The following is a 13498-nucleotide window of genomic DNA, read 5'->3' as shown; positions in this document are numbered from 1 at the left end:
TTGCTGAAAGGGAATGAGGGTTGGGTTTGGCGGCTTTCAACGGAAATATGATGCAAAGAATGTGGATAAACTTCCCCTCTGACAAAAAAATCCGGTGCTTCGTAATGCTGGCGCAAGTACGAATTACGAAGTACGAAGTACGTTGTTGCGATCAGCGTTCTTTTTTGCAAGCTGGCAAATGTGCCTGATAGATGGAAGTGCGAATTACGAAGTACGCCGGTGTGATCACCGTACTTTTTTGCATGTCGGCAAATGTGCCTAATAGATGCAAGTACGAATTACGAAGTACGAAGTACGCCGGTGTGATCACCGTACTTTTTTTGCATGTCGGCAAATGTGCCTAATAGATGGAAGTACGAATTACGAAGTAGGAAGTACACCGGTGTGATCACCGTACTTTTTTTGCATGCCGGCTAATGTTACTAATAGGTGCAAGTACGAATTACGAAGTACGAAGTACGTTGGTGTGATCACCGTACTTTTTTTGCATGCTCACAAATGTGCCTAATAGGTGCAAGTACGAATTACGAAATACGAAGTACGTTGGTGTGATCAACGTTCTTTTCATTCATCCTCGTTGATAGTGCTGGATGGCGATTCATGGGATTTTTTTATAATAGCCAAAACTAAACCTGCCGAAAATATAGGTACTAATTAGTACTTCGCACTTTTTTCATTTTGGCAAATGTTCCTAATGGTGGTTCCTCAGAATTTTTTTGGTATTTCATAAAATGAACCTGCCAGTGATTAGGTACTTCGTAATTCGTACTTCGCACTTTTTTTCATTTTGGTAAATGTTGCTAATTCCGGTCCTTAGTATTTTTCAGGTGTTCCATAAAAATGAACCTGCCTGTGATCAGGTACTTCGTACTTCGTATTTCGTACTTAAATAGTCGTTCGTAATTCAAAAATGCTTATATTGTTGTATGCTTAGTAAGAGCACTATCACACTCCTGCGCATACCATTTTCTTTCTTTTTGATGCCAGTCTTTTTTTTCTCATTAAGCCAGGTTTCCGTTATAAACTATGGCAAAGCGGCTTTGGTATTTTTGATCCTGCATTTCATTATGTATCCAGCAAGTAATGGCTACAACAGTTATATGGACCGTGATGAAGCAAGCATCGGAATGCTGGAAAAACCTCCGGTGGCCACAAAAGAGTTGTTTTATGTAACGCTTGCAATGGATGTTATTTGCATCTTTCTCAGCTTCTTTGTCAATGTGGTTTTCGCAATTTGTATTATAGCCAATATCCTCGCATCAAGAGCATATAGTTACCGGGGAATAAGATTAAAAAAATATCCTGTCACAGGATTTCTTACAGTTATTTTATTTCAGGGAGCGGTTACCTTTTTTATGGTGCATAAAGGCTCCTCCGTATATGATGTGCCTGTACCATGGATGGGCATGCTGGTCAGTTCTTTGCTGTTCGGGGGATTTTACCCGTTAACACAGGTATACCAGCATGAACAGGATTATCAGGACGGCGTAAGAACCATTAGTTATATGCTCGGTGTAAGAGGTACGTTTGTTTTCAGCGGTATAATGTACATCCTGGCTGATTTTTTGTTGCTGGTGTACTTTAACGGGCAACAGAAAAATTATCAATTCTGGTTAATGCAATTGTTTTTTTTGCCTATAGTCATATACTTTGTTTCATGGTGGAGAAAGGTGTTGACAGACCGGTCAAATGCCAGTTTTTACTATGCCATGCGAATGAATATGGTAGCAGCAACAAGCGTTAATTGTGCATTTATATTGTTATTCCTGCTCAATCATGTGCTAAAATAATGTTGCAAGCCAACAACCTTATTCCTGATTAATTCGTTTATACAATAAATAACACCCTTTGAGTAAAATCATTTCCATAGGAACGGCGTTACCCGCATTCCGTCATCGTCAGCAGGATATCCTCCAGTTTATGCTGGATGCGTATCAGCCGGAAGGCGACGACAGACGAAAAATTACTTTGCTTTATGAACGATGTGGAATAGAAGCCCGTTATTCCGTTATGCCCGATTACTCCGTCAGTCTGCATGAGCGTTTATTCTATCCCCGCACAATGGATATGGAGCCGTTCCCCTCGCTGGAAAAGAGAATGGAATGGTATTCTATGCATGCACCTGCATTAAGTGTGGAGGCTATACGTCAATGCATGGATGGTTATATAGATAAAGGTGAACTTACCTGGCTTATAACAGTAAGTTGTACGGGTATGTCTGCACCGGGGCTGGATATTAACATTATGCAGCAGTTGCAGTTATCATCCGCCATTCAGCGCAGTTCGGTAAACTTTATGGGGTGTTATGCAGCCGTTCACGCACTGAAACTGGCCGATGCCATTTGCAGGTCCGATGAAAATGCAAAAGTACTGATCGTCTGCACGGAGCTTTGCACGCTTCATTTTCAAAAAGGAAACGAAATGGATAATATTGCTTCGAGTCTTCTGTTTGGGGATGGTGCTGCTGCGGTGCTGGTAACCGGCGACAATTGCTCTGCGGATGGATTGTTTATTAAAGGATTTCATTCAGAAGTTGCCCTGCAGGGACAGCAGGATATGGCATGGCATCTTTCGGGTCAGGGTTTTTTAATGCGGTTAAGTGCTTACATTCCTCAATTAATAAGAGATGGAATCAGTCCCCTGTTAAAGAATGCACTTGAAACAACCGGTCTTAAGAAAGATGATATAACAAAATGGGCAATTCATCCCGGCGGAAAAAAAATACTGGAAACGATACAAAAAGAACTCTGTTTGCAGAAGGGCGATCTGACGCCCTCATTTAACGTATTGAATGATTATGGTAATATGTCTTCCCCAACCATCCTATTCGTACTAAAAGAAATAATGGCTCAGTTGAATGGGAAGAGCGAAAGAATATTTGCTGCAGCTTTCGGCCCGGGTTTAACGATGGAAACCTTAATACTTGAGCAATGAGCAAATTTGCCCAAAGGTCTGGCCAGACAGAATTGATTGATGAGCCTGGAATTCCATTTAGTGACTGGGCGGTTTGCCTCCGGGAACTGAATACAATTAACACCTGGCTCGGTGGACATGCAATCACTTTGGCCGGCGTAAAAAAGCTGTTGCATTTGAGCACAACGCCGGTACGTATTGCTGAAATTGGATGTGGCGGAGGGGACAATCTCCGGGCAATTCATAATTGGAACAACAGAAGCACTTATGCGATTAGCTATACGGGTATCGATCTTAATAAAGCGTGCGTTGAATTTGCTGAACAGCAATGTTCTGATCTACCCGGAAAAGTATTTATAAACAGTGATTACAGGCAGGTGAAATTTGAAAAAAATGAAAAGCCTTCCATAATCTTCAACTCATTATTTTGCCATCATTTTACCAATGAGCAGTTGATTGAAATGCTAGGATGGATGAAAAGCAACGCAACCATTGGTTTTTTTATTAATGACCTGCAACGGCATCCTGTTGCCTATTATTCCATAAAATGGCTTACGGCTTTGTTTTCCAGATCTTACCTGGTAAAACATGATGCGCCGGTTTCTGTCATTAGGGGTTTCTCCAGGCAGGAATGGAGGCAGTTGCTTAAGCTGGCTGGCATAAGCAATTATACCATTCAGTGGAGATGGGCTTTCCGGTATCTTATTACTGTCAGGGTATGAGTGCGCAAGAGCAATATGATGTGTCAATCATCGGTGGCGGGCTTGCCGGCCTCTCCGCTGCTATACTTTTGGCTAAATCCGGTTATAGTATTATTCTTTTTGAAAAAGAAACATATCCCTTCCATAAGGTTTGTGGCGAATACATCAGCCTTGAATGCTGGGAGTTTTTAACGGAGCTCGGATTGCCGTTGAGTGACTGGAATGTGCCGGTAATAGATGAGTTGTTCGTGTCTTCGCCAAATGGCCGGTATATTCAGCAAAAGCTTCCGCTTGGTGGTTTTGGAGTAAGCCGTTACAAAATTGATGATGAGTTGGCTAAAATTGCACGTGCTAACGGAGTTGTTATAATGGAAAATACAACTGTGCAGGATGTATGTTTTGAAAACGACAGGTTTTCTGTGTTATCAGATAAAATAAACGCAAAAACGCTTGTGTGTTGTTGTGCTTTTGGAAAGCGTGCCAACCTGGATGTTAAATGGAAAAGGGATTTTGTAAAAGAAAAGCCCAATGCGTTGAATAATTATATTGGTGTAAAGTATCATGCAAAACTGAATGCGCCCCGTAATGTAATAGCGCTGCACAATTTTTCAGATGGCTATTGCGGTATTTCTTCCATAGAAGAAGGAAAAGCCTGCATTTGTTACCTTACTTCTGCTCACAATTTACAGGCTAATGGAAAAAGTATCGGACACCTGGAAAAGCATATATTGATGCGAAATCCATTTTTGAAGGAAGTGTTTAACACTGCAGAAATATTGTATGATAAACCACTGAGTATTTCACAGGTAAGCTTTATGAAAAAAAATCGTGTAGAAAATCATATGCTGATGCTTGGCGACGCTGCAGGTCTTATAGCTCCCTTGTGTGGTAATGGAATGAGTATGGCGCTTAGGAGCAGTAAAATTGCTGCCGGCCTTATTATTGATTACCTGGAGGGAACTTTAAAGCGTGCAGAAATGGAGATATTATACGAGCAGCAGTGGCATAATACTTTTGAAAGCCGGCTCAGAGCGGGGAGGATCATTCAATCTTTATTTGGAAAAAAATGGCTAACCAATCTAACCATCCAAACACTCAGGCATTTTCCTTCTCTTACCCGGCGAATTATCCGCCAGACGCATGGTAAAGCATTTTAATCTTCAATAAGTCATTGTTGTAAATTAGTTTTGCTTAGTGGAGTGTTCGGAACTGATTCTACATCTTTTCTTTTTAGATTTTATCTTTCTTCATTCAAAAACAACTATATGCGCTACAAACTTTTTAAGGGCAATGAACGTGGAACAAAAGATATTGGCTGGTTACAGAGTAATTTTACATTCAGCTTTAGTACGTATTACAATCCGGAGCGTAACGGTTTCGGCTTGTTGAAAGTATTTAACGATGATTACATAAAAAAAGAGGGAGGATTTGGCCTGCATCCACATATGAATATGGAGATTATCAGTATTCTGCTGGCTGGTAGCATGAACCACAAGGATACTATGGGTTACAGTGATGTAGTTCATAAAGATTGGGTGCAGATAATGAGTGCAGGAACCGGTTTAAAGCACGAAGAATATAATGTTGGCGAAGATGATGTAAACTTTTTGCAGATTTGGATAGAACCAAAAATGCAGAACATTTCTCCACGTTATCAGCGCCGCTCATTTCCAAAAGAGCAACGAAAAAACAGACTGCAGACCGCGGTTAGTAATGAAGAAGGGCAGGAGCACTGCTGGATCAATCAGAATGCAAAGATCAGCCTTGGGTATTATGATGAGGGCAAGGAAATAATTTATAGTTTTAACCGCACGAATAAGTGCGTATTTGTATTTGTTATAGAAGGAAATATCAATGTTGAAAATGAAGTGATCGATAAACGGGACGCCATTGGTTTATGGGAAACCGCATCGGTGGCAATTACAACCAACCAGGAAAGTGAGTTCGTGATTATCGAAGGTCCGATCAATCACTAAAAATGAAGTTATTATTTGTGTACACTTAAATATCCACCAATGAAATATAGACTAGAGAAACCGGTTCACGGCAGTATTGGTACTGAAAAATATGCATGCAGTATCGAATGGAGAAATGGGAAATTTATTGCAGATGAACCGGAAAATAACGGAGGAAAAGATACAGGTCCCGATCCTTATACTTTATTGCTTTCTTCACTGGCCTCCTGCACATTGATAACATTGCGGATGTACATTGACAGAAAGGGACTGGACGTTTCATCGATAACCGTCAATGCAAATATGTACCAGGAGGTGAAGGACGGCGTAACCACATCTATTGTTGACCGCGACATAATATTGCCTCCACACCTCGACGAAGAAGTGAAAACAAAATTATTGGAGATTGCGAAAAACTGTCCTATTTCTAAAATCCTTGAAGGAAACATAAAGGTGCGTACGTTTGTTTTCAGGGATGCAGAAGAAGCAAAGACAATCAAATATGCCAACGATGAAATTACAGTTGACTGGAAACCTGAATTCTGTCAACACTCCACCCGCTGCTGGACGCAGTTGCTGCAGGTGTTTGATCCCCGTGTAAAAAAATGGATCAATGTAGATGGCGCTTCTGCAGAGAGAATCAAAGAGCAGGTGGAAAAATGCCCTTCAGGTGCATTGGTGTTTCATTACAACAAGGATCAGGAAGTACAGCCCGGCTGATCTGATAAAGTTGTACGTTTTAAGTTATACGTTGTAAGTTGTACGTGATACGTTTTTCTCAGCGAAGATTAACGCGAACATTTACAATCAAGTGGTACGTTATAAGTTGTACGTGATACGTTTTTGTTAGCGAAGATTGACGCGAACAATTACAGTCAAGTTGTATGTGATACGTTTTGTTACATCGAAAATTGAAGGTCAGATTTCAATCTAACATCTCATTCGCTCTAAAAAACGTATAACGTACCACGTACAACTTCTGACTAGAAATACTTTTCCACCGTAATACCAAAGGTTACCAGCAGGTTTTCTCTTTTTGTTCTGCTGATGGTGTTGTTTATTTCCGAAGCTGTAAGGCTCAACCATTTGTTTAACTTGACAGATAAGCTGTTGGAACCTTTGATTATATAGTCGCTAATATCCAGCATAGATGGCTGGTAAAAACCGACACCCTCTAAAACAACTGTATTTTTTATCGTCAGCTTATACTTAACGCGAAAAGAATTTCTAACCGTCTGGTATACATCATGACCAAGTGTAGCATCTTCAAGATTGCTGGTTTCATAAAGAAATCCGTCGCTTAATACAAGGTTGAAATTTGGTTTTGTAACCGTTTTATAAGCAATGCCACCACCCGCCTGGAAACGGTTGGTGATCTTCAGAGAATAGCTTTTTTCATAAGTAAGTAATCCCCAGTAGTACAGCCTGTGCGTGCTTTTAAACAGATCAAAATCCTCATAAGTCGAAAAGTCATTATTGGTAAGATTGTTGTTTTGTAAGCCGTAGATCCATGCTGTTGTAGAATTGAAGGTCATTTTCTTTTTATTCACGTTAAAGTTCAGTCCGTTTGTGAGTACATAAGAATCGCCGTCATTCGTGCGGTTTAAAATTCCGGTTGATGCAAACTTCACGTGATAATTTGTGCTGTCAGTAAACTGCGCCAGGCATTTATAGTTGAACAGAACCGTAAGAACCAGTAATGATATAAATAATTTTAACCCTGTTGTTTTGTTGGTCGAAATAAGAGATCCCATCTTGCTAAGATAAAAATTCAAACAATATATGTGGCATTGTCATCCGTGCTACCAAAAAAGTGCCATTTACGAGTCAATGGAAAAGAAAAAAATATGCTTGAATCAGATGAGTCAGATATACACTTTTAAACACAAATCCGCATATAAGCTTTGCACTTAAACCGTAACTTAGCGAAAAGAACTTCCAGTGAGAGCGTTAACTTTTTCATCGTTCGGTGGTCCGGATGTGCTCGAATATAAGACCGTACCAGATCCTGTATTATCAGCAGGAGAGGTATTGGTGCAAATGAAAGCAATCGGCCTTAATTACGCTGATATTTACAGGCGAAAGGGAAACTATCATCTTAAAGGTACTCCACCTTACATAGCCGGATATGAAGGCGCCGGCATTGTTGTTAATGCAAATAATGTTGAAGGAGTAAAGGAAGGTGATCGCGTTGGCATAGCGGATGTTCCTTTTGCTAATGCAGCGTTTGTAAAAGTACCTTTTTCGCATGCAATTCCATTGCCCGGAGATATATCTATGGAAACGGCTGCTGCCGTGCTGTTGCAAGGACTGACTGCGCAGTACCTGGCAATGGACAGTCATCCGATCCGGCCCGAAGAAGTAATTGTGATACATGCAGCTTCCGGCGGCGTAGGACAAATACTCACACAGATCGCTAAAATGAAAGGCGCCGTAGTTATCGGTCTCACAACTTCTGAGCATAAGAAAAATATTATTCTTTCCGTGGGCGCCGATATTGCTTTTAATCTGAAGGATAACTGGCAGAATGAAGTGCTGCATTACACGAATGTTCGCGGAGCAGACGTGGTTTATGATTCTGTGGGAACAACATTGCAGAAGAGTATTGCCGTAACGCGGACAGGTGGCACTGTTGTGTTTTACGGATTTACCGGAGGCGATCCCTTACTGGTTGATCCGCGGGTATTAATGGATGGCAGCAAAACACTAACGGGAGGCGATTTGTGGAGTTACCTCACGAGCCGCGAAGAGCGGATTAAAAGAAGCGATTTACTCTTCTCATGGATCCGTGATGGCTTTATCAAAATAACAGATCCAGTCGTTTTCTCATTAGAAGAAGGCCGCAAAGCCCACGAATATCTCGAATCCGGCAAAAGTGCGGGCAAGGTGATCTTGATACCGTGAAAAAGAAGACCGTAAGACCGTAAGACCAGGAAAAAGACGTGTAAGATAGTAAGACAGTAAGATAGTAAGACCTTGCCATTTTAGTGAGAGTGATGATTTTCTATCAGCCTACGTATCTTAGAATATGTGATTTGCTGATTGCTGATTTCTTTAAGCGCGGGTAGGTTTCTTCTTTTTTATCTTTTTTTTCTAACGCAATTTCCGGTTAGTTGATTACTGATTTTACCTTGGCTCACCCTCTTACTATCTTACTGTCTTACTATCTTACGCGTCTTACGGTCTTACGCGTCTTACACGTCTTACACGTCTTACGGTCCTACATGTCTTACCCGTCTTACATGTCTTATTTCCTTATCTTTCCATTTTATAACCGATCATGAAAAAAATTATTCTAACAATTGCTGTGCTTGGCGGCTCTATGGCGTTATTTGCACAACAGCAAATTATTATCCGGACAGAAAATACCGCGCAGGTATATAAGGTTACTGAAGATAAAAAATTGCTTCAGGTGTATGTAGGTGAAGCATTACAGCACGACGATGAATATCAGAAGATGCCCGCGTTTCCGATTGATGCTTATGTTCAGGGTGGATTAAATGTGATCCGCGAACCGGCCTTTCAGATTACACATGCTGATGGAAATCCCTCATTGATGCTTCAGGTTGCCGATGTTAAGTCCGAAAAAACAGATGATAATGTTACTATAACCCATGTTCAGTTGAAGGATGCTGTTTACCCGGTAGAGATAACCATGCATTTCAAAGCATTCCGTAAGGAGAATGTGATAGAACAATGGAGTAGCATCAGGCACACGGAAAAAACACCGGTAGTCCTGCACCGTTATTCTTCCGGTGCGCTTCAGTTAAAAGAAGACAAATACTGGCTCACTCATTTCTTTGGTGACTGGGCAAACGAAATGCGTATGGAAGAAACCCAGCTTCCTGAAGGTATTCACAGCATAGAAAGCAAGCTGGGCACTCGCGCAACCAATTTTGATCTGCCTTCTTTTTTGTTGTCACTTAACAAGCAAGCGGATGAGGATAACGGAACTGTGCTTGCCGGAAGCCTTGCATGGAGCGGGAACTTCCAGTTGATGTTTGAAAACGTACGCTATAGCGAAGATTTTAATCATTTGCTGCAAATACAGGCTGGTATTAATCCATACGCGAGCGATTATCAGCTTAAACCAAATGAAATATTTACAACCCCCTCTTTTATTTATACCTACACAACACACGGTAAGGGACAGGCAAGCCGTAATATGCACCAATGGGCGCTGAATTATGGTATTTACAAAGGAAGGGAACATCGCCAGACATTGCTGAATAACTGGGAGGCAACTTACTTTGATTTCAATGAGCAGAAGTTGGTGAATTTGTTCGATGACGCGAAAAAACTGGGAGTTGAACTTTTTCTGTTAGATGATGGCTGGTTCGGTAATAAGTATCCACGCAATAGTGATAACGCCGGTTTGGGCGACTGGGACGCCAATAAACAAAAACTGCCTCAAGGCATAGGTTATCTTGTGCAGGAAGCTGCGAAGAAAGGTGTGAAATTCGGTATCTGGATGGAGCCCGAAATGATTAATCCCAAAAGTGAATTGTATGAGAAACATAAGGATTGGGTGTTAGAGTTGCCCAACCGTCCGGAACATCTTCGCCGTACTCAGTTGGTACTTGATCTGGCAAATCCTGCAGTCCAGGATTATGTTTACAAAGTAGTTGATGACCTTTTAAGCCAGAATAAAGACATAGCATATATCAAATGGGATTGCAACCGCTACATGACCAATACTTATTCAGCGTACTTAAAAGATAAACAAAGTCAGTTGTACGTCGATTATGTGAAAGGATTGTATACCGTTCTGAAACGATTACGTACCAAATACACAGATCTTGAAATGATGTTGTGTTCAGGTGGTGGCGGCCGTGCAGAATATGGCGGATTGCAATATTTCCAGGAATTCTGGCCGAGCGATAATACAGATCCGTTGAGTCGCATTTATATGCAATGGGGATACTCTTATTTCTTTCCTGCTGCGACTATATGTGCGCATATAACATCGTGGGGCAAACAGTCCATCAAGTTTAAAACAGATGTTGCCATGATGGGCAAGCTGGGATTTGATATCCAGGTGTCTCATCTTAAGCCTGAGGAGTTGACCTACTGCCAGAGTGCCATTGGTAATTTTAAACGACTCCAGGATGTGATTGGCTTCGGTGATCTGTACAGGCTCATTTCTCCTTATGAAAATAACTGCTCTTCGCTGATGTATGTGAATGATGATAAAAAGAAAGCGGTTCTTTTTGCCTTTAATCTTCAAACCATGCATGGAGATGTATTCCCCCGAGTAATATTGAAAGGGCTTGATGCCGGAAAAAAATATAAGGTAGAAGAAATCAATCTTGAAAAAGAAGGCCGCGCCTCTTTCAAAAAGAGCGGTACCGTCTACAGCGGTGATTATCTGATGAAAGTTGGTCTTGATTGGTTTTTGAGAGGAGAGCAGACGAGTGCAGTGCTGGAAATTACAGAAGAGGTAAGACCGTAAGATAGTAAAACCGTAAGACCGTAAGACCGTAAGATAGTAAGACCGTAAGACCGTAAGACCGTAAGACCGTAAGACCAAAAAAGACCGTAAGATCGTAAGAAAGTAAGATCGTAAGAACTTGTGTTCAATGAGCCTGACGAACTTGCGGCAGCCCTCTTACATGTCTTACGTGTCTTACGATCTTCTAGGTAAGAGCTTAAGTTTAATCAGCTTAACGAACTTCCAACAGCCCCTCTTACACGTCTTACGGTCTTACGGTCTTACTATCTTCTAAGCCTTGCTTCTTCCAGGTCGAGTTCTTCTTCTTTTTTCCTGATCAGTTCGTCGGGAAAGCTGTTTTCCTTTCGCATTTTTTTAAGCTCATTTCGCCTGATGGTTACAAGGTTGATAAGCATTTGCCTGTATTTGGGTAAAAAGGAAGCAGCATTGTCTTCTTTGCTGGCCGCGGATAATCGATTACCTGCAATTTCAATCATGCGGGCATAACGGTCTTTTACGCGTCTGTAGGCATCGTTGTCGGCAAGCTCTTTATAATTTTCATCCATGTAGTCCAATGATATCTCGGCGAGTCGCAGCCGTATAGCCAGTTCCAGTGAGGCCTCATCTCCCGCTGGGTTTATTTTCAGAAGGCGGATGAGAAAGGGCAGACTAAGACCTTGCAATACCAATGTGAAAAGTATCACAACAAAGCTGATAAAGAGAATCAGATCGCGATGTGGAAAAGCTTTGCCATCGGTAAGTGTAAGTGGAATAGCCAATGCTGACGCCAGGGAGACTACACCGCGCATGCCACTCCAGCCAATAATAAAGACATTTTTCCACCCGGGATCAGGTTCGTTCGTCCTGATTTTCTTGCTTAAAAGCCTGGGAATGTATGCACCGGGGAAAACCCAGGCAATGCGAATGAGCATGATCAACAACGAGATCAGCAATGCATACATGATGGCCTGTGATATTGAGTATCCTTCAATTCCATTGATGATGCTCCTTAGTTGAAGTCCGATCAGTATAAATACTACACCGTTAAGCATAAATACAATTGTACTCCATACGTTATGCATCTGGAGCCTTGAATTGTAGCTGAAAATGTCCTGCGACCGGAACGATAAAAACAGCCCGCCCGTTACAACTGACAGAACACCGGAAAAATGAAAATGCTCCGCAGCGATATACATCAGGTAGGGACTGATAAGACTGATTGCGGTATCAATGCTTGCGTTGGTTGGAAGAAAACGGTGAATGGCATATATGATATGAGCCAGCGTGAGGCCAATAACAGTTCCCATTAAACCTACTATTACAAAATCTGTTTCTGCCTTAACTAGCGCAAATTGTCCCGTTAAGATGGTTGCTAAGGCAACACGGAAAAGGATGAGGCTCGATGCATCATTAATCAGACTTTCTCCTTCTAAAATGGTAACAACGCGTTTGGGCATTTTAAGATTTTGCATTACACTGGTAGCTGCAATTGCATCAGGTGGTGATATAATGCCTCCAAGAAGAAAGCCAAGCGGCAATGTAAACCCGGGAATGATGGATGTAGAGAACCACGCAACTGCCGATGCTGTGGCTATCACCAGCCCGAATGCCAGCAAAAAAATCGGCCGTTTATTTTTCCAGAAATCATTCCATGCAGTATTCCACGCTGCAGAATATAATAGCGGTGGTAAGAAGATCAGGAAGATAAGGTCCGGATCAAATTGCATATCCGGTAAGCCCGGAATAAAACTGATAAATAATCCTGCAATAACCAGGAAAATAGGATAGGATATCCGCAGCTTATCACTCAGCATGATAAGATGGACACACAAAGTAATAAGCTTATAATAAGAAGAAGTTTGTCTTGCAGCATAGGAAAAGCATTGAGCTATTAGGTATCAGGTGTCAGGTGTGAGGCGTCGGGTGTCAGTGTATGCGACAGGCTGCCAACATCTGACACTAAAATCAAATCATACGCCTAACACCGTACATCTAACACCGTACACCTAACATTGTGCATGGTCTCACATCGTACACCGTACATCTCACATCGTACATCTCACATCGTACATGGAATCATTTTTTCCACAAATCGGCATAATCACTTTCGTGCCGGCGGAACTGCAGGTGTACGTATGGACAAAGTGGAATAACCTTTAATGCATTTTCTCTTGCATATTTTACCATCGTATCGAGCAGGCTTTTGGCGACACCCTTTCCTTCTGCTTTGGGAGCAACCTCCGTATGATAGACCGTTAATTCATCATTCTTAATGGAAACCACCATTTCCCCGATTTGTTCGTCACCTTCATTTGCGGTAAATGCGCCATGTTGTTTTTCATCTAATTGCAATGCTATCTCTACCATAAATAGTTTTTTATGCGCCAAAGATAAGACCGTAAGACCGTAAGACCGTAAGACCGTAAGACCGTAAGACCGTAAGACCGTAAGACCGTAAGACCGTAAGACCGTAAGACCGTAAGACCGTAAGACCGTAA

General features: G+C 41.6%; 11 protein-coding genes. 8 read left to right on the top strand and 3 right to left on the bottom strand.

Annotated features, from left to right (window positions below):
- Nucleotides 1-926: 926 nt before the first annotated feature.
- The 6 genes from QTN47_RS07025 (at nucleotide 927) to QTN47_RS07000 (ending at nucleotide 6289) form a co-directional block, all read left to right on the top strand.
- Nucleotides 927-1790: a UbiA family prenyltransferase gene (locus QTN47_RS07025; protein ID WP_369328635.1), complete on the top strand. Its 864-nt coding sequence runs from the start codon at nucleotides 927-929 to the stop codon at nucleotides 1788-1790.
- 58 nt (nucleotides 1791-1848) lie between these two features.
- Nucleotides 1849-2934 (top strand): type III polyketide synthase, encoded by a 1086-nt coding sequence (locus QTN47_RS07020; RefSeq protein ID WP_369328634.1) that lies wholly within the window; start codon nucleotides 1849-1851, stop codon nucleotides 2932-2934.
- Complete coding sequence (locus tag QTN47_RS07015) at nucleotides 2931-3635, top strand: methyltransferase domain-containing protein (RefSeq protein WP_369328633.1); 705 nt, start codon at nucleotides 2931-2933, stop codon at nucleotides 3633-3635. The genes QTN47_RS07020 and QTN47_RS07015 overlap by 4 nt, the downstream gene beginning before the upstream one ends.
- Complete coding sequence (locus QTN47_RS07010) at nucleotides 3632-4771, top strand: NAD(P)/FAD-dependent oxidoreductase (RefSeq protein ID WP_369328632.1); 1140 nt, start codon at nucleotides 3632-3634, stop codon at nucleotides 4769-4771. Before QTN47_RS07015 ends, QTN47_RS07010 begins: the two co-directional genes overlap by 4 nt.
- Before the next feature lie 108 nt (nucleotides 4772-4879).
- The gene (locus QTN47_RS07005) at nucleotides 4880-5590 is read left to right on the top strand and encodes a pirin family protein (RefSeq protein ID WP_369328631.1); all 711 of its coding nucleotides are present in this window, start codon (nucleotides 4880-4882) and stop codon (nucleotides 5588-5590) included.
- Nucleotides 5591-5629: 39 nt separating this feature from the next.
- Nucleotides 5630-6289, top strand: a complete 660-nt coding sequence (locus QTN47_RS07000; protein ID WP_369328630.1) for a (4Fe-4S)-binding protein — start codon at nucleotides 5630-5632, stop codon at nucleotides 6287-6289.
- A gap of 263 nt (nucleotides 6290-6552) precedes the next feature.
- Here the strand turns inward: QTN47_RS07000 and QTN47_RS06995 are convergent, their stop codons facing one another.
- Nucleotides 6553-7323: a DUF481 domain-containing protein gene (locus QTN47_RS06995; protein WP_369328629.1), complete on the bottom strand. Its 771-nt coding sequence runs from the start codon at nucleotides 7321-7323 to the stop codon at nucleotides 6553-6555.
- 187 nt (nucleotides 7324-7510) lie between these two features.
- Between QTN47_RS06995 and QTN47_RS06990 the strand changes: the two genes are divergently transcribed.
- Both QTN47_RS06990 and QTN47_RS06985 read left to right on the top strand, forming a co-directional pair.
- Entirely contained in the window at nucleotides 7511-8473 is a 963-nt protein-coding gene (locus QTN47_RS06990; protein WP_369328628.1) for a quinone oxidoreductase family protein, read from the top strand.
- A 376-nt stretch (nucleotides 8474-8849) separates the two neighbouring features.
- On the top strand, nucleotides 8850-11021 hold the full coding sequence (locus tag QTN47_RS06985; protein WP_369328627.1) for an alpha-galactosidase: 2172 nt from the start codon (nucleotides 8850-8852) through the stop codon (nucleotides 11019-11021).
- Nucleotides 11022-11284: 263 nt separating this feature from the next.
- On the opposite strand, the gene QTN47_RS06980 is transcribed toward QTN47_RS06985, so the two are convergent.
- Together QTN47_RS06980 and QTN47_RS06975 are read right to left on the bottom strand one after the other, a co-directional pair.
- Nucleotides 11285-12832, bottom strand: a complete 1548-nt coding sequence (locus QTN47_RS06980; RefSeq protein ID WP_369328626.1) for a Na+/H+ antiporter — start codon at nucleotides 12830-12832, stop codon at nucleotides 11285-11287.
- A gap of 244 nt (nucleotides 12833-13076) precedes the next feature.
- Entirely contained in the window at nucleotides 13077-13367 is a 291-nt protein-coding gene (locus tag QTN47_RS06975) for a GNAT family N-acetyltransferase (protein ID WP_369328625.1), read from the bottom strand.
- Nucleotides 13368-13498 lie beyond the last annotated feature (131 nt).

The sequence above is a fragment of the Danxiaibacter flavus genome (assembly GCF_041060425.1).
Lineage (GTDB): Bacteria > Bacteroidota > Bacteroidia > Chitinophagales > Chitinophagaceae > Danxiaibacter > Danxiaibacter flavus.
This window is presented reverse-complemented; position numbering and strand designations above follow the sequence as displayed.